Consider the following 22051-nt stretch of genomic DNA (forward strand, 5'->3'; position numbering starts at 1 on the left):
TAAGGAATGAACGCACCTGTCGTGATCGTCGGTACCGGGCTCGCTGGCTACAACCTGGCCCGGGAATTTCGCAAACTCGATAGCGAAACCCCGCTGCTGCTGATTACCGCCGATGACGGTCGCTCCTACTCCAAGCCGATGCTCTCCACCGGATTCGGCAAAAACAAAGACGCCGACGGCCTGAGCATGGCCGAACCCGGCGCCATGGCCGAGCAGTTGAAGGCCGAAGTGCGCACCCACACGCGCATCAGCGGTATCGATCCGGGCCACAAGCGCTTGTGGATCGGTGAAGAGTCGGTGATCTATCGCGACCTGATCCTCGCTTGGGGCGCGGAAACCGTGCGTGTGCCCATTGAGGGCGATGCGTCAGACGCCGTGTTCCCGATCAACGACCTCGAAGACTACGCACGCTTTCGCGCTGCGGCAGCCGGCAAGCGCCGGGTATTGCTGCTCGGCGCTGGCCTGATCGGTTGCGAGTTCGCCAACGACTTGATCCTCGGCGGCTACGAAGTGCAACTGGTGGCGCCGTGCGAACAAGTCATGCCGACGCTGTTGCACCCAGCGGCGGCCGCTGCGGTCCAGGCCGGGCTGGAAAGCCTCGGCGCGCGTTTCCACCTCGGGCCGGTGCTCAACCGCTTGCAGCGCGTTGCTGATGGACTGGAAGCGCACCTGTCCGACGGCCAGGTGATCCCGTGCGACGTCGTGGTGTCGGCCATCGGCCTGCGCCCGCGCATCGACCTGGCGGCCGCGGCCGGCGTGCAGGTCAATCGCGGCGTGGTCGTCGACCGCCACCTCAAAACCTCCCACGCCAACATCTACGCCCTGGGCGATTGCGCCGAGGTCGATGGGCTGAATCTGCTGTACGTCATGCCCCTGATGAGCTGTGCGAGAGCGCTGGCCCAGACCCTCGCCGGTAACCCGACCGTCGTGAACTACGGCCCGATGCCCATCACCGTCAAAACGCCGGTGTGCCCGTTGGTGGTTTCCCCGCCGCCACGGGGCGCGGAAGGTGTCTGGACGGTCGAAGGGCAGGGCGCGGACATCAAGGTTTTGTGCCGTGATGCGGGCGGAAAACTGCTGGGTTATGCCCTGACAGGCGCGGCCGTCATGGAAAAACTGGCGCTCAACAAAGAGCTTCCAGCCCTGCTGGCGTAAATACCGGTCGTTCTGTCGGAATAACCCCTGTTTTGCCCGTACAAAGGTCGCGCCGAGACTGGCGCGGCTCTTCCGTGCGTGCCATTCTCACTCCCGTCTGCCGCAGAGTAGAGCACCTGCGGCGCTTTGGGCGCTGTTCCAACGAGAACAGCACGGACATAACAACAAAAAACCGTCAAAGGGGCTTCACTAATGCGTAAACCAGAACTCGCCGCTGCAATTGCTGAAAAAGCAGACCTCACCAAAGAGCAGGCCAACCGCGTTCTCAACGCCGTTCTCGAAGAAATCACCGGCGCTCTGCACCGCAAAGACAGCGTCACGCTGGTGGGCTTCGGTACCTTCCTGCAACGCCACCGCGGTGCCCGCACCGGCAAAAACCCGCAAACCGGTGAGCCCGTCAAAATCAAGGCCAGCAACACCGTTGCCTTCAAGCCAGGCAAATCGTTGAAAGACAGCGTTAATCCGTAACACGCACCGACTTCCCGCCTGACGGGGAGCGGCATAAAAAATGGGCACACCAACCAGGTTGGGTGCCCATTTTTTATTGCGTGTTGAAAGCAATATCGATCCGGCCATTTTATGGCAGACCCTGAAGAGCTAACAGTTGCGCTCAGGTGACGCCTTTCAATTACCAGGTGCGGGGTTGTTTATCCATAGGTAGCGAGTACCAAGTGGGCAAACTCCTTCTTGCTTGGCTGAAGATCAGCGTGGTGGTCCAAGTGCATGCGCCATGCAGATTCAAGCGTGGGGCCATCGATATCGCCGTCGGTGGCAATATAAGCGGCGGCATCATCTTTCACAGCTTGGACGTAGTGTTTGGAGAGTCCGTCCTTTGTGGCGTTCGACGTCGAAACAAACGGCCCGACCGTTGTGAAGAGCAACCCAAAGCCAGTTGTTGCCGAGTAATCAAGCGGGCTGAAATCACAGCGACCATAGCGACAAAATTCAGCCCGAACGGAGGCGCTGACTACGAGTGTAAATAGGGCGACCCAATAGCACCCAAAAGCCACGGTCCATTTTTTATTGTTTCGAGTAGCCATGAACTGATTGAACTCCCTTTTTATTGGTGCGTTTCCATAAGCGTTGTGCCGCACTCACTCGACATTGAGTGTGACTGTGCAAAGGAATCGTGCAGAGAGGCACTTTCAGACCAACGAGGCTGAATCAGACGCGTCCTACCTGCGTGCACGAAACCGGGAAGATAACTGTGTAGTTTTTATGCTTGCAGCTGTGTGCCAGGCAGACCGTCGGAACTGAAGACACTGCTTACCAACTGCCATAAGGAATCCCGAATTTTTCGATGTAGGCTTTGGACTCCTCCGAAAGAGGGTAATACGCACCGCCTGACTTTCCCCTGTACGGGCCTCCTGGATTGATCGTGCCTTGGACGCGAGTGACTTCAATCGATTTTAGGCAGGGCCCACCCAACCACACTTTGGCGACTCCTCTTGGCGCAAGACCGACAATCAAAAGCTTGCGGTAATCAGTTACCCATTTGCCGTCTGCACGACAGAAAGTTTTTTCACCCTGGAGCATGGTGTTTCGGGCAGATTCGGGAATCTCGATGTAGGCCTCGTAGGTCTGGGGTTCTGCCACGGACTGCCAGCGTACATAGACCAAGCGAGGCAGGTCAGCCCCCATTACACGTCGACCTTTTCCTCCTGGATCTTCAAACCATCCTTTTGCATCGCCCTTGAAGTGAGCCGGTATGCCTTTACTTAGCCCTCGGGGATAACCAGTCGAAGGAATTCCGCTACCCGCCCCCCGGAACACATGTCCATTGATGTCAACGACGTCAGCGGTTTCAATCCAGACTTCCATATAGTCGGGGGCAAAAAAATTGAGGCTCCAAGCGTCGTAAGGGAGTGATCTACTCCCATAAGAGGCACATCCACCCAACAACATAAATAGCAGCGCAAAGCCGGTTTTAAGCGTGGCTGAGCTTTTATGCATTGGGGTGCACCACGCGTTTATAGTTTTCGGCGGGTCGATCGATAAATACGATGTTCAGATCGCTGTTGTTCCAGCCTTTGGCTGCATTCCAGTTCGCTGACAAATGGATGTACCGTTGGTAGAGCAACTCCTCCTCGCACACGCTCAGACCAGGGCGGCGGGTGTCGCCCAGCGCATAACTCATCAGTTTTTGCGCGATGGTTTGGAGCTCCACGGGTAAAGCTAACTTTGGATCTTTATCGTTGATAACGCGCATAGGCACGCCATTTCTTGCTGCTAACTCACGCATGATATGCAGGTAAATCAAAGCCAGGTCGTTGTGCACAGTCCGCTCGCTTCGGACTGCCGCGTAGACATTTTTAGACTTGGATCTATCGCCCCTAACGTTGCTAACGGTCTCTACCGCCCAGGTCTTTACTTCCAGTGGCAGCCCATACAGATTGAGCTGATCCTGAAGGCGACCTAATTCCTGTTGGGTCCAGCGATAGGCGGATGACGCCGTGGAAGGCCTGTAAAAATCTTCATCGCGGCTACAGCGCGGCTTGCTGAGCAGAACTCGTTCAACGTACTTCGGCCGATACCCACCACCCAGGTCAGAGTGGGCGCCGGGCAGCACGATATCGGCAGCCCCTGCACTGTTGAGAGAAAAGTTGTGGCGGCGTTCGTCCTGCGCCACCAAGTGCACGATTTTTTTGGCAATATCGGGCGCCAAGTACCAGTTGACGCCGGGGTTGATGGCGTCATGGACGCTCAAATCGCCGTCGGCAATTTTTGCGATGGCAGCGGCGGTATCGAAGATGCCAATAAAATTGATGGTGACATCGGTATTGGTGCGCCAGGAAAAGTCTTCGACAAACAATGGCGAATCAGCTGGCAGCAATGTAGCCAACGGGCTTTGCTCTCCTGTAAAGACTTCATTGGCATAGTGTCGCGCAGCGGCAGCGCCTCGACTAAAACCGAAGATATCGAATTCGATACGTTCAATTTTTCGTTTTGGATTTACCCTTTCAAATTTCCTGATTTTTTCCAAAATGAGTGCAGGGATTTGCTCAACTCTCGCCAATACGCCATGTGCGCCTAAACCGGTCATTTGAGAAAAGCGTGAACCCTCTTCACCACTGCTAGTACCGATACCTTCCAGGTAGACGGGGATAAAACCGATAGTTTCGTCATTCGCCAACAGACGCTCACTGTCATCGGTGTAAAGGTCATGCAGCTTCGCCACATTGCTGGTGTCGTTCCCATAGCTGTTATCCGGCACGCTTCCCTGACCGTCGTAACCGTGCATTTTGCAAAACTGCTGAATATCCTCCGCCTCCTCCAGCAGATTCACATCTCGCGCATAACACCCAGCGACACTTTCACTGTTGACGCGGTTGTTCCCGGTCCCATCAAAAAACACCCCGATCCGCAACGTAATGCCTTCTTCTTCAACTTCCTCCTCTTCTTCCTCCAGCTCCTCCGCTTCATCAATTTCCAACGGCTCAGGCACCACCGCCGCCAACAACCCCGCCACCGTCCCCGGCAACAACCCCTGCGCCGCCATCCCCACCAGCGGCGAACCGCCATCCTCAATCGCGGTGCTGCTGAACACCCCACCCGCATCAATCACCAGATGGTGACCCCCCGCCTTCAACGTCAGGCTGGCGCCCCCATCCAGCACCAGACTGGCCCCGGCCTTGATATGCACCTGTTCGCCAGCCTCCACCACCAGCGCCTCGCCAATTCGGGTGTGGCGGCTGCCGTCGACTTGCAGATAATCGCTGGCCTTGAGCTGAACCTTGCGATCCGCCGTGACCGTGCGATGTTCTTCAGCGCCGAGCACGCTGATGCTGTCGCCCTTGATGCTCTCCCGACGTTGGTTACCCACCTCCAGACGGCTGTCGTTCTCGATCTTCTGCTCCATGTCCCGCTGCGCCCGCAGGTAGACCAACTCCATTCCGGCGCGGTCTTCAATCGACAGTTCGTTGTAACCGCCGGTGGACGGGGAGCTGTGGCTGCGCAGCACGGTTCTGGTTTTGTTCGCCGGCAAGGGGTAGGGCGCGGGCGTGACCCGGTTGACCAGGCAGCCGGTGATCACTGGGTGATCGGGATTGCCTTCGAGGTAGCTGACGAGGACTTCCATGCCCACCCGCGGAATGGTCACCGCGCCAAAACCGTCCCCCGCCCAGCTGGAGCAAACCCGCAGCCAGCAACTGCTGTGTTCGCTGTTGTGCTTGGCCCGGTCCCAATGAAATTCGACTTTGACGCGACCGAATTCATCGCAGTAGATCTCTTCGCCGACCGGGCCGGTGACGCGGGCGGTCTGGCAGGCCAGCACCGGTCGGGGCGCCGGCAGCGGGGGCCGATAAAACACATCCCAGGGCAGCGCGCTGAAGTGGTTGCGGTAGCCCTGGATAAAACCGTGCTCCGGTTCGGGGGTGTTGGCGGCGAATTCTTCGAGCACCTGAGGTTGTTTGCCCGCGTGCGTCACGCTGAGCAGCAACCAAAGGTCGTTGTACGGCGCGCGGGGATGATCGGTCAGGTTGAAAAAATGGCCGCTGCGCAGCGACGGCTGATCGCTGGTGCCCTCGGCCACCTGGTAGTCGGCGCGGTGCCGTTCCAGGGCCTGGCGGGCGAGTTGATCGCCCTGTTTTTCAGTCTCGAACTCCAGCGGGTATCGGTAGTCTTCGAGCTCGGGGGTGAACTCGGCGCTGAAGCGACTTTCCCGCAGCCGGCTGGGGCGTTTCAGGTCGTAATAGCGGCGGGTGACCTGGCTGGGACGGGTGCGAAAACCCATGGAGAACTGGCGGACCACCGGATGCTCCGCGACCCTGCCGGCGTCCGGATGAAACGGGGTTTCGCCCAGTTTGGTCAAGAAGGTGTAGTCATCGGTGAACACCAGCCGATGGCCGTCTGGGGAATGTTGGTGATGCCAGGTGAGACCGCGCCTCGGCGCACAAGCGCTGGATGAACTCAAAGTTGCTTTCCCCGTACTGGGTGCAATATTCGCGTTCGGGGCTGGTACGGACATGGAAGGTGAACGCGTCGGCCAGGATGCCGTGGCCCTTGAGCACCTGCTCGATGATCTGCGGCACCGTCTGGCGCTGGAAAATCCGTTGATCGTGGCTGAACTGCGCGTAATGCAGCGCCGGCACCAGGTGCACACGATAGCGACTCAGGCGGATGCCGACGTCGTGGGTGGACACGGCGTCCAGCACCCCATGCATCCCTTCGCCGTTCAACCCGAACTGCAGGAATGCCGGTTGGCCGAGCAGGCGTTCCAGGTCGACATCGGGGTATTCGCTGACCAGGTCGATTTGAATGGCGTACAGGGTGCTAAGGGTTTCGGTGCCCTCAAAGGCCAGCACCTGGAAGTCGTTGCGAACGGTGGGAATGGTCAGGGTGAAGAGGGCGGCATTGGCCGGTGCGAACATGCGCTTATCCTTTTGCTGTCCGTGGCTCGTCCTTAAGCCGAATAAGAATTAAGAGTGCGATGCTGAAACTTATCGCAATGTTTCGGGGACGCTAACCAAGTGCTTGAAAGAATGATGTAGGAAGACTCCTTAATCCCGGTGCGAAACTTCTCGCGTTACTGAGTGCTGCTCAGTGTCCTACAGAGATACGAAATTTTATTTCCGTTGGCTTACTTGGTTTATTTTTTTGTAATGGTGAATTTTCGGAAGCTTCCTACATTTATCTTGTTTTATTTTTGGCATGCTGCACGCCGGTCACAGGGAGTGCTTCTGAATGAGCAATTCATACAATTTAAATGTTTCTCCTACTGCATGTAGAGAAATCTCCTACAAGAAATAACGAATACGAAGCGTCCATTTAAAAGAGCGCGATTATCAATTGGTGTATGGCTGTAATCCAAATTAAGGGTCATGGATGTCCTACTCAAGCAAACTTTCCCAGCATTATCTCGAACTCGCAAAATCCTCTATTTCCAAAGAGCATTTCGCGGGCGAGGATGTGCGCTTCTCGATAGAATTCGAAGCGCTGGAAAGTGAGTTGGGTAAAGCCCGCTCCATGCACGAAAGCGGTCAGACCGACTGGCAGAAAATCCGCGAAAACAGCGAAAACCTGCTGCGCACCCAGTCCAAGGATTTGCGCGTGGCGGCCTGGTTGACCTGGGCCTTGTACCAACGTGAATCCTTTCAAGGGCTGCTGGCCGGTCTCGGTTTGCTGCACCACTTGAGTGAGCATCACTGGGCCGACGTCTATCCGCACAAAGACCGCACCCGCTCCGCTGCCATCAGCTGGCTGGTGTCGCGTCTTGAGCAGGTGCTGACCGAAAACGTCGCGATCAAGGAACAGCTGCCAATGTTTCGCCAACTGGTGGAGCATCTGGAAGGGCTCGACGCAGCCTGTACCCAGCATTTACGCGACGATGCGCCGCTACTGTTGCCGCTCTCCCGCCGCTTGAAGAACATGGTCCAGCGCGCTGCCGACAACCAACCGCAACCCGGAGTGGTGAGCGCTGCGGTGGCTCAGGTCAAGCAGGTCGCCACGCAGTTATTCACGCCCGACGCACCCATCGACAACGAAAAGGACGCCCAGAAGGCCCTGCGCACCCAGCAGGAAAGTGCGCGCCCGTTATGCGCCTGGTGGCTCAAGCAAAAAGCCACCGATCTGCGCGCCCTGCGCCTCAATCGCACGTTGCTCTGGCTGCCCATTGACGCCATGCCCGAGCGCAACGCCGAGCAGGTCACCGCGTTGCGCGGGCTGCCGGCAGACAAGCTCAAGGACTATCAGGATCGCTTCGACCAGGCCAAGTACGCCGACTTGTTGGTTGAACTTGAGGCCAGCCTGGCCAAGGCACCGTTCTGGTTCGACGGCCAGCGGATGATCTGGGAATGTCTGCAGGGTTTGAACGCCGAACTGGCCATGCGGGAAGTGGAAGTCCACTTCGCGCTTTTGATCCAGCGTCTGCCCGGCATTATCGAATTGCGCTATCACGACGGCGCGCCCTTCGCCGATCCCGCCACCCGCGACTGGATCAGCGACCACGTCATGCCGCATCTGCAAAGCGCCAGTCCACCCCCCAAGGTCGAAGTCACCGACACTCAGCCGGCCTGGGACATCGCCCTGGAAGTAGCCCTGCCGATTCTGCACAAGGATGGCCTCAAGGCCGCCGTGCAAATCCTCAAGCAAGGCCTGCAAGGCGCCCATGGCGGCCGCGCTCGATTCTTCTGGCAGTTCGCCCTCGCACGGCTCTGCTTCATCGCCAGGAAATACGAACTGGCCAAGACCCAACTCGACACCCTCGACCAAACATTACAGGACTCAGGCCTGCACGCATGGGAGCCCGACCTTGCGCTGGAAGTGCTGCATTTGCTGAATAGCTGCTGCGAGTTGTTGCCGCAGAGCCATGTCGTCCGTGAGTGCAAGGAAGAGATACATCGCAGGCTGTGCCACCTCGATCTTGAAGTGGTACTCGATTAGGCCTCCGGGCCACAACCGCAAGGAAAAAAGCCATGGCCAAAGAAGGCTCGGTAGCCCCCAAGGAACGAATCAACGTCACTTTCAAACCTGCCACCGGTGGTGCTCAGGAAGAGATTGAACTGCCGTTGAAACTGCTGGCAATCGGTGACTACACCCACCGCAAGGACGAACGCAACGTCGAAGATCGCAAGCCGATCAGCATCGACAAGATGACCTTCGACGAGGTGCTGGCCAAGCAAGCGCTGGAACTGACGCTGAGCGTGCCGAACCGTCTTCAGGACGACAGCGACACTGAAGAACTGGCCGTGATACTGCGCATCAACTCGATGAAGGACTTCAACCCGGCCAGCCTGGTCGAGCAAGTGCCCGAGCTGAAAAAACTGATGGAGCTGCGCGACGCACTGGTGGCCCTCAAGGGTCCGCTGGGTAATACGCCAGCATTCCGCAAAGCCATCGAAGGCGTGCTCGCCGACGATGAATCCCGCGGTCGCGTATTGGGTGAGCTGGGCCTGAATGCCGCAGTCCAGGTCGCCTGAGTCTCCATCAGCCAAGGAAGCCAACGCCATGATCAACAGCGCAGCGCAGCAAAAAAGCAACGAGGACCGCGAATACAGCCTTCTCGACAGCATCATCGCCGAAACCCGCCTGACCCCGGACGACGAAGCCTACGGCATCGCCAAGCGCGGAGTGTCGGCGTTCATTGAAGAACTGCTCAAGCCGCAAAACAACGGTGAGCCGGTCAAGAAAGCCATGGTTGACCGCATGATCGCCGAGATCGATGCCAAGCTCAGCCGTCAGATGGACGAAATCCTGCACCACCCGGACTTCCAGGCTTTGGAGTCGTCGTGGCGTGGCTTGCAGTTGCTGGTCGAGCGCACCAACTTCCGTGAAAACATCAAGATCGAAATCCTCAACGTCTCCAAACAAGACCTGCTGGACGACTTCGAAGATTCGCCGGAAGTCATGCAGGCTGGCCTGTACAAGCACATCTATACCGCTGAATACGGTCAGTTCGGTGGTCAGCCGGTGGGCGCGATCATCGCGAACTACTTCATGTCTCCGAGCTCTCCGGACGTGAAGCTGATGCAGTACGTGTCCAGCGTTGCCTGCATGTCGCACGCACCGTTTATTGCGGCTGCCGGCCCGAAATTCTTCGGCCTGGAAAGCTTCACCGGCCTGCCGGACTTGAAGGACCTGAAAGATCACTTCGACGGCCCGCAATTCGCCAAATGGCAGAGTTTCCGCGAGTCGGAAGACTCCCGTTACGTCGGCCTGACGGTGCCGCGTTTCCTGCTGCGCAACCCCTACGACCCGGAAGAAAATCCGGTCAAATCGTTCGTGTACAAGGAAACCGTCGCCAACAGCCACGAGCACTACCTGTGGGGCAACACCGCCTACGCATTTGGCACCAAGCTGACCGACAGCTTCGCCAAATTCCGCTGGTGCCCGAACATCATCGGGCCGCAGAGCGGTGGCGCGGTTGAAGACCTGCCGTTGCACCACTTCGAAAGCATGGGCGAAATCGAAACCAAGATCCCGACCGAGGTTCTGGTCAGCGACCGTCGTGAATACGAACTGGCCGATGAAGGTTTCATTTCTTTGACCATGCGCAAAGGTTCCGACAACGCGGCCTTCTTCTCCGCGAGCTCGGTGCAGAAACCGAAGTTCTTCGGCATCAGTGCAGAGGGCAAAACCGCAGAGCTGAACTACAAGCTCGGCACCCAACTGCCCTACATGATGATCGTCAACCGCCTGGCTCATTACCTGAAAGTGCTGCAGCGCGAACAACTCGGTTCGTGGAAAGAGCGCATCGACCTCGAGCTGGAACTCAACAAGTGGATCCGCCAGTACGTCGCCGATCAGGAAAACCCGAGTGCCGAAGTCCGCGGGCGTCGTCCGCTGCGCGCAGCTCAGATCATCGTCAGTGATGTTGAAGGCGAACCTGGCTGGTACCGCGTCAACCTGAACGTGCGCCCGCACTTCAAGTACATGGGGGCCGATTTCACCCTGTCGCTGGTTGGCAAGCTGGACAAAGAGTAAGCGGAGCTGACGCATGACTGGATACGGCAGCCTTTTCGAACGCTTGGGTGGCGACGCGGGCAAACGCGTCGGCTGGAGCCGTGAGGCCAGCGCCATGGCGTCCGTGGCGGCCCATCTCGCCAAGATGCTCAGCACCCGTGCGGGCAGCGTGCAAACGCTGCCCGACTACGGGCTGCCCGATCTCAATGACATGCGCCTGAGCCTGCACGACTCCCTGAGCCAAGCCCGCAGGGCCATCGAAAGTTTCATCGAAACCTACGAGCCGCGTCTGAGCAAAGTGCGTGTCATCTCCCAGCCGCGTGATCACGATCAGCTTCGCCTGTCCTTCAGCATTGAAGGCCTGTTGGAGGTGGACGGCTTCAAGCGACAGGTCAGTTTCGCCGCGCGCCTGAATGGCAGCGGTCAAGTCAACGTCAGTTAACGACAAGGTGTTGCGCGTGTCTTTCAACCACTACTACCAAAGCGAACTCACCGCGCTTCGCCAGTTGGGTCGTCGATTCGCCGAGCGTAGCCCGGCATTGGCGCCTTTTCTGGGTCAGGCTGGGCGGGATCCTGACGTAGAGCGGTTGCTGGAAGGTTTTGCGTTTCTCACCGGGCGCTTGCGACAGAAACTCGATGACGAATTGCCGGAGCTCAGCCACTCGCTGATGCAGCTGCTGTGGCCAAACTACATGCGACCGCTGCCGGCATTCAGCATCTTGCAGTTCGACCCCTTGAAGCGCTCGGGGCCGGCGTCAAAGGTCGAGCGCGACACGCCGGTGGAGAGCACGCCGATCAATGGCGTGATTTGTAGTTTCCGCACCTGCTACCCGACTGAAGTGTTGCCGCTGGATCTGGCCGCGCTGAATTATTCGGTGAAGGGCAAGGGTTCGCTGTTGAGCCTGCGGCTGGAGATGAGCGTCGACGGCCACCTCGGTGAACTGGAGTTGAGTCGTCTGCGCCTGCACTTTGCCGGCGAGCGATACATCAGCCAGATGCTCTACCTCAGTCTGTTGCGCTACCTGGAAAGCATCGAGCTGATCCCGCTGGACGCCGCCGGCAAGCCTGTCAATGGCGTCAGCGGTACCCCGATGATATTCAAAATGCCCGGTAATCGCGTGCAGCCGGTGGGTTTTGCCGAAGAAGAAGCCTTGATTCCGTATCCGCTGAACACTTTCCGTGGCTATCGCTATCTGCAGGAATACTTCGCTTTTCAGGACAAATTCCTCTTCGTCGACGTCAACGGTCTGGACCTGCTCAACGCGCTGCCGGAAGAAGCGTTGAAGCAGATGCGAGGTCTCGAATTGCGCTTCGACATTCGCAAGAGCGGCATGCAGCGTCTGCGTCCAACGCTGGACAATGTGAAGCTCCACTGCACGCCGATCGTCAACCTGTTCAAGCACGACGCACTGCCGATCCGCCTCGATGGCAAGCAGGATGAATACTTGCTGATGCCCGCCAAATACGATCTGGAAAACTGCGGCGTGTTCTCGGTGGAAACCGTCACCGGCTATCAGACGGGTGGTCGGGGCTATCAGGCGTACGTGCCGTTCGAGTCCTTCGAGCACGACCCGAGTTTCGACGTGCCCACCAGCCGACCGCACTACAGCATCCGCCAACGTTCGTCTTCGCAACACGACGGCCTCGACACCTACCTGAGCTTCGGCATCCGTCACACCGAAGCCAACGAAACCCTGTCGATCGAGCTGATGTGCACCAACCAGAACCTGCCGCACAAGCTCAAGCTCGGCGACATCTGCATGGCCAGCGATAAAACGCCGGAGTTCCTGAGCTTCCGCAACATCACCCCGGCCACTGCCAGTTTCGCACCGCCGCTGAATCGCGACTTCCTGTGGAAGCTCATCAGCAACATGTCGCTCAACTACCTGTCGCTGGCTGACGTCAATGCGCTGAAGGTGATTCTCGAAACCTATGACCTGCCGCGCTATTACGACCAACAGGCTGAAAAAATCAGCAAATGCCTGCTGGGCGGACTCAAGTCAATCCAGCACCAACATGTCGACCGGCTGCACCGAGGGTTGCCGGTTCGCGGATTGCGCACGGAGCTGACGATCGACCCGCAAGGCTATATCGGTGAAGGCGATCTGTTTGTGTTCGCTTCGGTGCTAAACGAGTTTTTCGCGCTTTACGCCAGCCTCAATTCGTATCACGAGTTGCGGGTAACCAGTACACAAGGAGAGGTGTACCAATGGACACCACGCATGGGCCTGCAGCCTCTGCTTTAAGCGGGCTGACGCAGGTAATCCGTGAGTACTCGCTGTTTCAGGCCGTGCTGCTGGTGATTGACCGGCTGCGCCATGCACACCCGCACTTGAGCGAAGACGATCTGTACGACCAACTGGAGTTTCAGGCCAACCCGAGCCTGGGTTTTCCGGGCAGTGATGTTGATCGCGTGGAGTTTTTCCATGAGCACGGGCAGATGCGTGCGCGCCTGCGATTCAACTTGATCGGCCTGGTAGGTTCCGGCTCGCCATTGCCGGCGTTCTACGGTGAACAGGCGCTGGGCGACGGTGAGGATGGCAACCCGACCCGCAACTTCTTCGACCTGTTCCACCATCGTCTGCAACGACTGATGCTGCCGATCTGGCAAAAATACCGCTACCGCGCCAGCTTCCAGAGTGGCGCGCTGGACCCGTTTTCTTCCCAGCTATTTGCGCTGATCGGCCTAGGGGGTGAAGAGATTCGCAACGCCCGGGAACTCAACTGGAAACGCCTGCTGCCATACCTCGGCCTGCTCAGTTTACGAGCGCATTCGGCGGCACTGATCGAAGCGGTGCTGCGTTACTACTTCAAGCACGCCGAGCTGACCATCGAGCAATGCATCGAGCGCCGCGTGGAAATTCTCGACGAACAGCGCAATCGCCTGGGTCGCGCCAACAGCCTGCTCGGCGAAGACCTGGTGCTTGGCGAGAACGTACGCGACCGCAGCGGCAAATTCCGCATTCACATCCGCGAACTCGACTGGCAGCGCTTTCACGAGTTCCTGCCGATCGGTTTCGGCTACCAGCCACTGTGCGCGCTAGTGCGGTTCACCCTGCGTGACCCGCTCGACTACGACATTCGCCTGGTCCTGCGACAGGAAGAAATCCGCGAACTGCGCATCGGCGAGCAGAACGCCTGTCGCCTGGGATGGACCAGTTGGCTCGGCCGCAAAAAAGCGGACGGCGTGGTGACCCTGGGCAGCAAAATTCATTAAGGACAGATGATCAATGATCAACGTAGACCTGCAACAACTGATCCAGGCACTGGATGCCGAAGCCCGTCGCGATCTGGAAAGCTCTGCCGAGCGTTGCGTCGCACGTGGCGGCAGCAAAATACTCGTCGAAGACTTGCTGCTCGGTCTGCTGGAGCGTCCGCAAGGCCTGCTCGCGCGTGCGCTGCAAGAGGCTGAAGTGGACGCCGGGCAGCTGAACGCCGCGCTGCAATCGCGGGTCGAGCACAGCGCTTCGCGCAACCCGGTGTTCGCCCTGGAACTGGTGCAGTGGCTGCAGGATGCGTTGCTGGTGGCCAACCTCGAATTGGGCCAAAGCCAGGTCGGGCAAGCCGCGCTGATCCTTGCGCTGCTACGCAATCCGATGCGGTACGCCGGCAGCCGCTATCAGTCGTTGTTGGCCAAGCTGAACATCGAGCGTCTGAAAGAATTTGCCCTGTCCCAGAAAGAGCAACCGGCCACCGGCAAGCGTGCCGTGCCTGGCGAATCCTTACTGGAGCGCTTCACCCACAACCTGACTCAACAGGCCCGCGACGGCAAACTTGACCCGGTGTTGTGCCGCGACGGCGCGATTCGGCAGATGGTCGACATCCTTGCGCGTCGTCGCAAGAACAACCCGATTGTGGTGGGTGAGGCGGGCGTCGGTAAAACCGCGATTGTCGAAGGCCTGGCCTCACGGATTGTGGCCGGGGAAGTGCCGCCGGTCTTGAAAGGCGTGGAGCTGTTGTCGCTGGACATGGGGCTGTTACAAGCCGGTGCCAGCGTCAAAGGTGAATTCGAACGTCGCCTAAAAGGCGTGATCGACGAAGTCAAAGCCTCGCCGAAACCGATCATCCTGTTTATCGACGAGGCCCACACGCTGATCGGCGCGGGCGGTAATGCCGGTGGTTCTGACGCAGCCAACCTGCTCAAGCCAGCCCTGGCCCGCGGCGAGTTACGCACCATCGCGGCTACGACTTGGGCGGAGTACAAGAAGTACTTCGAAAAAGACCCGGCCCTGGCCCGTCGATTCCAACCAGTGCTACTGCACGAACCGACCGTCAGCGAAGCGGTGACCATTCTCCGTGGACTGGCTCAGGTGTACGAAAAGAGCCACGGCATCTATCTGCGCGATGACGCGGTGGTCGCAGCGGCCGAGTTGTCGGCTCGCTATCTCGCGGGCCGCCAGTTGCCGGATAAAGCCGTCGACGTGCTCGACACCGCCTGCGCTCGCGTCCGCATCAGCCTTGCTGCCGCCCCGGAAAGCCTGGAGCTCTTGCGTAGCGAGCTGGCCGAAGGCAGCTGTCAGCGACAGGCGCTACGCCGTGATGCCGACGCGGGTTTGCTGATCGATCACGAGGCGCTGCACGCATTGGAAAATCGCCTGGTCGCTGCCGACGAAGAAAGGGGCACGTTGGAAACCCACTGGACCGAACAGAAAGAACTGGCCGAGCGACTGCTGGACCTGCGCCAACAACTGGCCAAGGCGCGAGAAGTCGTTGCCATCGAGCCGACCGCCACAGTTGAGGACTGTCTTGAAGCACCAGCGGACGACGTGGCGTCCCTTGAAGCAGCGCTAAACGAAGCCCACCGCCTACTGACAGAGTCCCAAGTCAAAGAACGCCTGGTGAGTTTCGAGGTCTGCCCGCGCTTGGTGGCTGAAGTGGTCAGCGCCTGGACCGGCGTACCGCTGGCGCAATTGGCCCGCGAACACAACGCTAAAGTCGCCAGTTTCGCCACCGATCTGCGCACTCGTATTCGTGGGCAGGAACAAGCGGTTCATGCACTGGACCGCTCGATGCGTGCCACCGCAGCCGGCCTGGACAAACCAGATGCACCGGTCGGCGTGTTCCTGCTGGTCGGCCCGAGCGGTGTGGGTAAAACCGAAACCGCACTGGCCCTGGCGGATTTGCTGTACGGCGGCGAGCGCTTTCTTACCACCATCAACATGTCTGAATTCCAGGAGAAGCACACCGTCTCGCGTCTGATCGGTGCACCGCCCGGCTACGTCGGTTACGGCGAGGGTGGCATGCTCACCGAAGCTGTGCGTCAGAAACCGTACTCGGTGGTGCTGCTCGATGAAGTCGAGAAAGCTGATCCGGACGTGCTGAACCTGTTCTACCAGATTTTCGACAAAGGCGTGGCCAACGACGGGGAAGGGCGTGAGATCAATTTCCGCAACACGTTGATCCTGATGACCTCGAACCTGGGTAGCGACCACATCAGCGAGCTTTGCGAAAACGGCGCGCGACCAACGGCCGAAAAGCTTGAAGAAACCCTCCGCCCGGTGCTCAGCAAACACTTCAAACCGGCGTTGCTGGCGCGGATGCGCGTGGTGCCTTACTACCCGGTCAACGGCCCGGTGCTGCGCGAGTTGATCGAAATAAAACTCGGTCGCCTGGGCGAGCGATTGAATCGTCGGCAGCTGGATTTCAGCTACTCGCAGGACCTCGTCGATTACCTGGCCGAACGCTGCACTCAAAGTGACAGCGGCGCGCGTTTGATCGATCACTTGCTCGACTTGCACGTGCTGCCGCTGGTTGCCGACCGTTTACTCGATGCGATGGCTACTGGAGAAATGCTCAAGCGTGTCAACGCCACGCTCGACGGCGATGCCCGCGTGACGTGCGAGTTCGCCTGAGGTGGGTGTGATGTTTACTCAAGTGCCGCAGCCGTTGAACTATGCAGAAGCCTTGCTGGCGCAGTTCGCCAGCCTCTCACGAGCGGCGGACGGCGCGGCGCTATTGGGCGATTTCATGCGTGCCGTGGCGCAGCTCAGCGGTTGTGAGCTGACGCAGTTGTACCTGCTGGACGCGACGCACACATGTCTGGGGATGAACGCCGAGTTTCTGAACGGAGTGCTCCAGCCGCGGGAAGCGGCGAGCCTGCCGGCGGATTACGACGACGAGCAATTGCTGCAATTTGCTCTGTGCCAGAACCGTGTGGTAAGTCTTGGCAAATTGAACGGCAGCCTGCACGAAACCGGCTTCCTGCCACCCCAGGTCGCGCCGTGGCAATCACTGTTGTGCGTACCGCTGGTCAATCGGCGAAAAGCCGCCGAAGGTTTGTTGGTGTGCGCCAGCCGCCAGCACGTCGACCTCCAGGGCTTCGCCGATTCCCTCGCTCAACTGGGTTCGTTCGTACTCGGCCAACTGCACTTGCTGCAACGTCTGCGTCCGCCAACGGATGATGCGCGACCGCTCAAAGCCAGCGTCCCGAATGCCAGCGGTTATGGCCTGATCGGCAAGAGCAAGGCCATGCGCGACACCTATTCGCTGATCAGCAAAGTCCTGCACAGCCCTTACACGGTGTTGCTGCGCGGAGAAACCGGCACCGGTAAAGAAGTGGTCGCGCGCGCCATCCACGACTGCGGCCCGCGCCGTTCGCAGGCGTTCATTGTGCAGAACTGCGCCGCGTTCCCCGAGAGCCTGCTGGAGAGCGAGCTGTTCGGTTATCGCAAAGGCGCTTTCACCGGCGCAGACCGCGATCGTGCCGGACTATTCGATGCAGCCAATGGCGGCACCTTGTTGCTCGATGAAATCGGCGACATGCCGTTGTCCTTGCAAGCCAAATTGTTGCGCGTGTTGCAGGAAGGCGAAATTCGTCCGCTCGGTTCCAACGACACCCACAAAATCGACGTGCGCATCATCGCCGCGACCCACCGGGATTTGTCCGCGCTGGTAGGCGAAGGCAAATTTCGCGAGGACTTGTACTACCGGCTCGCGCAGTTCCCCATCGAGTTACCGGCGCTGCGCCAGCGTGAAGGCGACATTCTCGATCTGGCCCGGAATTTCGCCGAAAAGGCCTGCTCGTTTTTGCAACGCGATGCGGTGGGCTGGTCCGATGCGGCGCTGGATCGTCTGTCCGGTTATGCCTTCCCGGGCAACGTGCGCGAACTCAAGGGTCTGGTCGAACGCGCCGTGCTGTTGTGTGAGGGCGGCGAGTTGCTGGCAGAGCATTTTTCCCTGCGCATGGAACCGGCGCCGAAATACATCAGCCTGAATTTGCGTGAACGCCTGGCGCAGTTCGAACGCAGCCTGCTGCTCGATTGCCTGCGCAAAAACGCCGGCAACCAGACCCTCACGGCCCGTGAACTCGGCCTGCCACGTCGCACGCTGCTGTACCGCCTCAGTCGCCTGAATATCAACACCGGCGCCATTGATGACTGAGCTCAATGTTTTTGTACTTTGCCTACCCCTGGAGACCCTCTGATGTCTGTTCGTCACTGGCAAGCCGTCCTGCTGACCCTCGTCGTTCTATGCGGCCTCGGCGCCTGCAGCAGCAATTACAAATTCAACGACAACACCTATCGCCCTTTGGGTGATCCGCAGGCGGTCAATCGCGGCAAGTGACCGCAAGGAGCAGCACCATGGAACTGGTTTTCGAAATGCTGGATACCAAGCAGTTCGTGCCTACGGATTTGCGCGAGAAGACCTTCAAACAGGCCGGCGGCGTGATTGGCCGTGGCGAGGATTGCGACTGGATTATCCCGGACCGCAAGCGCCACCTGTCCAACCACCACGCGTTGATCAGCTACCGCGATGGCACTTTTTTTCTGACCGATACCAGTAGCAACGGTATTCAGGACAGCGGAAGCGGCACTTGTCTGCGCAAGGGTGAAGCTATACGCATTGAGCACGGCAGCATATACGTGTTGGGTGACTTCGAGATCCGTGCGCGGTTGCTACGTGCCCCGGCGAGTTTCGGTGTAGACGCCGGTCGTCCGCAAGCTGCGCGCAGCATCATTCCGGACAATGCATTCCTCGACCTCGACCCGCTGAACGCCCTTGACCCGCAAGAGCACGTGTACTCGGAAATCGACGAGCTGATCTCCCCGAGTGCCGCCATCAAGGACACCTGTCAGCGCGCCGACTATGCACGCATCGACATGGAAAGCATGGTGGTGCCGCAGCTGGTCGAAGCCCCGGCAGAACCCGTGCCCGCACCTGTACCCAAAGCGGCCGAGGGTCAGAGTGAAGGATTCTGGAAACACTTCGGGGCCGCACTGGGTGTGGACCTCGAAGGCCTTGGCCAAGATGCCCGGGAAGCCATGGCGCTTAACGCTGCGCGCCTGCTCAAACAAAGTGTCGGTGGTTTGCAGCAGAGCCTGCGCACTCGCAGCGAACTGAAGAACGAACTGCGCCTTGCCCAGACCACGGTGCAAGGATCCCACAAAAATCCACTGAAATTTGCAGTTGATGCCAGTGAAGCACTGGGGATTTTGTTGCAGCCGAACAAACCCGGTCAGCTGCCAGCCGAGCAGTCGATCTCACGGGCATTCCGCGATTTGCAGGCGCATCAAGTGGCCTTGCTGACCGCCAGCCGCGCTGCTGTTCGCGGCACGCTGGAACACTTCTCGCCCCAACAATTGACCCTGCGTTTCGAGCGCGACAACAAGCCGTTACTAACGACGTCCGGCAGCCGCTGGAGAGCGTACGGTCGTTATCACCAGGCCCTGCGTCAGGACGACGACTGGAGCGAACGACTGCTGGCCCGCGACTTCGCCCAGGCCTACGAAGAGCAGATCCGCCTGATTTCCACCCTTCACACCGACCACCAAGGATGATGTGCATGTCTCGCTGTCCAACCGCTTTTTTCAAGACGCTCATGGCGATGATAGCCCTGGTGCTGCTGGCCGGTTGCTCGTCGTTGTCGCCGTACTCCCACCTCACCAAACTCAACCTGAACCTCACCGCCAGCGATCAGTTGAACCCGGATCTCAACGGACGTCCGTCGCCGATCGTGGTGCATCTGCTGGAACTCAAGCACCCGGTGGCGTTCGAGAACGCCGACTTCTTCAGCCTTTATGAGCGAGCCAAGGAGTCCCTGGCCCCGGATCTGGTCGTCAGCGAAGAGATCGAGCTGCGTCCGGGCGAACGTGTCGAACTCAAGCTCACTGCGAAAGAGGGCAGCCGTTACGTCGGAATCCTCGCAGCCTACCGCGACCTACCGGAAACCAAATGGCGCTACACCGTGCCAATCACGCCTAAGGAAATCACCGAAGTCGAATTGATCCTCGACCAGGCCGGCATCCGCAACAGCCATGAAACGCTTGCCAGGGCGGATGACTGATCATGAATCTCCATAAAGTCATTTGGCAGGAAGGCATGCTGCTGCGCCCCCAGCACTTTCAGCACAGCGATCGTTACTACGATCACCAGATGAAAACCCGCACCCAGTTGCTGGGCAGCTACACCTGGGGCTTTCTCAGCCTCGACATTGATTTGCAGTTCCTCAACATGGGCAAACTCGTTATCAGCCACGCCTCGGGGGTTCTCCCGGACGGAAGCCTGTTCGAGCTCGTTGGCAGCACTGAGCCGCTGGCGCTTGATGTGCCGCCGAGCACGGGCAACACGCCGATTTATCTGACGCTGCCGCTGGTCACCGGTAACCACATCGAATCACGTCGCCCGGAGCAATCCGAAGTGCTGGCGCGGTTCACTGCGTACGAAGCCGACGTAGCCGACTCCAACGCCGGTGATGACTCCGTCAGCCAAATCAGCTGTGGACGACCGGACTTCAAACTGTTGCTGGGCGAGCAGCAGAGCGATCAGGCCTATGTGAAATTGAAGATCTGCGACGTGCTCGACACTACGCCCGACGGCGTGATAACCCTCGATCCGGACTTCGTGCCGACTTACATTCAGGCGCATTCGTCCAGCTACCTGCTGTCGTGCCTCAAAGAGGTGATCAGCCTGCTCGGCCACCGCGGCGACGCCATCGCTGAACGCATTCGCTCTAACGGAAAGGTCGGTGGCGCCGAAGTTGGCGACTTCATGATGTTGCAACTGATCAACCGCACCGAGTTGTTGCTGCGTCACTACCTCGGCCTGGAGCAGGTTCACCCGGAAGAGTTGTATCGCACGCTGTTGACCATGCTTGGTGACCTGGCGACCTTTTCCAACGACAGCAAACGCCCACGTCTGGACAGCCGTTACCAGCACAGTGACCAGGGCGCGAGCTTTCGCAAGTTGATGGAAGCGATTCGTCAGGTGCTGTCGATGGTGCTTGAGCAGCACGCCATCGAACTTGTCCTGCAAGCGCGTCAGTACGGGATCATCGTCTCGCCATTGCACGACCACAAACTGCTGGGCTCGGCGTCGTTTGTACTCGCGGCCAGCGCCGACTGCGACCCCGAAGAGCTGCGCCATCGCCTGCCGGCGCACCTGAAAGTGGCACCGGTGGAGCGCATCCGTGACTTGGTGAATCTGCATCTGCCAGGCATCAAGGTCAGACCGTTGCCGGTGGCCCCGCGGCAGATTGCGTTTCACTCCAACAAAACCTATTTCATCCTCGAACTCAGTTCCGATGACCTGGCTCAACTCGAGCGCTCCGGCGGCTTCGCGTTCCATGTGTCCGGCGAATTTGCCGAACTCGAATTGAAATTCTGGGCCATCAGGAACTGACCGACATGATCAAGGACACGGGACACCATCAGGACGATAAAACCGTCCTGCTCGACCGGCAGGGCCGCGGGCCGGCGCAAAGTCCGCTGACAGATTTCGCTGCACCGCCGCGCTTTGAGCAGCTTGAAGAGCGGATGATCTACGCTGCGCGCCTGCGCCCGGCAGAGACGTTCAATATCAGCCTCAACTCCCTGGTGGCCGCTGGGTCAGAGGTGTTGTCGGAAGTGGTGCGGCTCAAGCACAGCGACACCCGCGAAGACCTGCACGCACTCAATAAGCGACTGACCGACGCGCTGAAACTGTTCGACGCTCGCGCACAGCACGAAGGCGCCGAAAGCAGCCAGGTGACGGCCGCGCGTTACGTGCTTTGCACCGTGGTCGATGAAGCCGTCGTCACCACGCCGTGGGGCAATGAAAGCGACTGGTCGCAGATGAGCCTGCTCAGCAGCTTCCATAACGAGACCTTCGGCGGCCAGAAGTTCTTTCAGCTACTGGATAGCCTGTCGAAAAATCCGGTCAAGCACCTGCCGATGCTGGAGCTGATGTACCTGTGCCTGTCCCTGGGGTTTGAAGGCAAGTACCGGGTGCAAGCGCGCGGCATGTTCGAACTCGAGGGCATCCGCGACGCGTTGTTTCGGCAGATCCGTCAGTTGCGCGGCGACGTCACTCGCGAGCTGTCACCGCAATGGGAGGGCTTGAATGCCCAGCGCCGCAGCCTGGTACGCATCGTGCCAGCGTGGAGGGTGGTGCTGTTCACCGTGGTCTGTCTGGCCGTGATGTATTCGGGTTTCGCCTGGGTCTTGGGCGAGCAGCGCGACACCGTTCTGCAACCTTATCAGCCGCTGAATTCGGCAGTAGCCCGGCCGCAGCCGTAAACAGG

The 22051-nt window shown here is 59.1% G+C and carries 17 protein-coding genes and 1 pseudogene; 15 read left to right on the plus strand and 3 right to left on the minus strand.

The features are described 5' to 3' along the window. The first annotated feature begins 6 nt into the window (after positions 1-6). The gene (locus EJA72_RS06050) at positions 7-1155 is read left to right on the plus strand and encodes an NAD(P)/FAD-dependent oxidoreductase (protein WP_157710599.1); all 1149 of its coding nucleotides are present in this window, start codon (positions 7-9) and stop codon (positions 1153-1155) included. 192 nt (positions 1156-1347) lie between these two features. After that, a complete protein-coding gene (locus EJA72_RS06055) occupies positions 1348-1623 on the plus strand; it encodes an HU family DNA-binding protein (protein ID WP_003213368.1) in 276 nt (91 codons plus the stop codon). A gap of 179 nt (positions 1624-1802) precedes the next feature. Here EJA72_RS06055 and EJA72_RS06060 read toward each other — a convergent pair whose 3' ends face one another. The 3 genes and pseudogenes from EJA72_RS06060 to tssI all read right to left on the minus strand — a co-directional run bounded on the left by EJA72_RS06060 (position 1803) and on the right by tssI (position 6524). Next, positions 1803-2195, minus strand: coding sequence for a DUF2388 domain-containing protein (locus EJA72_RS06060; protein ID WP_157710600.1), 393 nt, complete (start codon positions 2193-2195; stop codon positions 1803-1805). A 226-nt stretch (positions 2196-2421) separates the two neighbouring features. After that, a complete protein-coding gene (locus tag EJA72_RS06065; RefSeq protein WP_157710601.1) occupies positions 2422-3108 on the minus strand; it encodes a DUF2931 family protein in 687 nt (228 codons plus the stop codon). Continuing rightward, positions 3101-6524 (minus strand): annotated as a pseudogene (gene tssI / locus EJA72_RS06070) (type VI secretion system tip protein TssI/VgrG). The gene EJA72_RS06065 and the pseudogene tssI overlap by 8 nt, the downstream one beginning before the upstream one ends. A 454-nt stretch (positions 6525-6978) precedes the next feature. Here tssI and tssA point away from each other — a divergent pair. The 13 genes from tssA to icmH are packed head-to-tail and all read left to right on the plus strand — an operon-like array spanning position 6979 to position 22046. Beyond that, a complete protein-coding gene (gene tssA / locus EJA72_RS06075; RefSeq protein WP_157710602.1) occupies positions 6979-8535 on the plus strand; it encodes a type VI secretion system protein TssA in 1557 nt (518 codons plus the stop codon). A 32-nt stretch (positions 8536-8567) separates the two neighbouring features. Beyond that, positions 8568-9071 (plus strand): type VI secretion system contractile sheath small subunit, encoded by a 504-nt coding sequence (gene tssB, locus EJA72_RS06080; protein ID WP_157710603.1) that lies wholly within the window; start codon positions 8568-8570, stop codon positions 9069-9071. A 28-nt stretch (positions 9072-9099) separates the two neighbouring features. Beyond that, complete coding sequence (tssC, locus tag EJA72_RS06085) at positions 9100-10575, plus strand: type VI secretion system contractile sheath large subunit (RefSeq protein WP_157710604.1); 1476 nt, start codon at positions 9100-9102, stop codon at positions 10573-10575. A gap of 13 nt (positions 10576-10588) precedes the next feature. After that, complete coding sequence (gene tssE / locus EJA72_RS06090) at positions 10589-10996, plus strand: type VI secretion system baseplate subunit TssE (RefSeq protein ID WP_157710605.1); 408 nt, start codon at positions 10589-10591, stop codon at positions 10994-10996. A gap of 16 nt (positions 10997-11012) precedes the next feature. After that, entirely contained in the window at positions 11013-12800 is a 1788-nt protein-coding gene (tssF, locus tag EJA72_RS06095) for a type VI secretion system baseplate subunit TssF (RefSeq protein WP_178129105.1), read from the plus strand. Next, positions 12764-13771 carry a type VI secretion system baseplate subunit TssG gene (gene tssG / locus EJA72_RS06100; protein ID WP_157710607.1) on the plus strand — a complete coding sequence of 336 codons (1008 nt, stop codon included), beginning with the start codon at positions 12764-12766 and terminating at the stop codon, positions 13769-13771. Before tssF ends, tssG begins: the two co-directional genes overlap by 37 nt. Positions 13772-13784: 13 nt before the next feature. Further along, entirely contained in the window at positions 13785-16406 is a 2622-nt protein-coding gene (gene tssH, locus EJA72_RS06105; protein WP_157710608.1) for a type VI secretion system ATPase TssH, read from the plus strand. A 10-nt stretch (positions 16407-16416) separates the two neighbouring features. Then, a complete protein-coding gene (locus EJA72_RS06110) occupies positions 16417-17934 on the plus strand; it encodes a sigma-54-dependent Fis family transcriptional regulator (protein ID WP_157710609.1) in 1518 nt (505 codons plus the stop codon). A 42-nt stretch (positions 17935-17976) separates the two neighbouring features. Further along, on the plus strand, positions 17977-18117 hold the full coding sequence (locus EJA72_RS06115) for a type VI secretion protein (protein WP_157710610.1): 141 nt from the start codon (positions 17977-17979) through the stop codon (positions 18115-18117). Between the two features lie 17 nt (positions 18118-18134). Next, entirely contained in the window at positions 18135-19331 is a 1197-nt protein-coding gene (gene tagH, locus EJA72_RS06120; protein ID WP_157710611.1) for a type VI secretion system-associated FHA domain protein TagH, read from the plus strand. A 5-nt stretch (positions 19332-19336) separates the two neighbouring features. Next, on the plus strand, positions 19337-19837 hold the full coding sequence (tssJ, locus tag EJA72_RS06125) for a type VI secretion system lipoprotein TssJ (protein WP_157710612.1): 501 nt from the start codon (positions 19337-19339) through the stop codon (positions 19835-19837). 2 nt (positions 19838-19839) lie between these two features. Beyond that, the gene (tssK, locus tag EJA72_RS06130; RefSeq protein ID WP_157710613.1) at positions 19840-21171 is read left to right on the plus strand and encodes a type VI secretion system baseplate subunit TssK; all 1332 of its coding nucleotides are present in this window, start codon (positions 19840-19842) and stop codon (positions 21169-21171) included. A 5-nt stretch (positions 21172-21176) separates the two neighbouring features. Beyond that, positions 21177-22046 carry a type IVB secretion system protein IcmH/DotU gene (icmH, locus tag EJA72_RS06135; RefSeq protein WP_157710614.1) on the plus strand — a complete coding sequence of 290 codons (870 nt, stop codon included), beginning with the start codon at positions 21177-21179 and terminating at the stop codon, positions 22044-22046. The last annotated feature ends 5 nt before the right edge of the window (positions 22047-22051 follow it).

This window comes from Pseudomonas sp. PB120, from assembly GCF_009761815.1.
In the GTDB taxonomy this organism is placed as follows: Bacteria; Pseudomonadota; Gammaproteobacteria; order Pseudomonadales; family Pseudomonadaceae; genus Aquipseudomonas.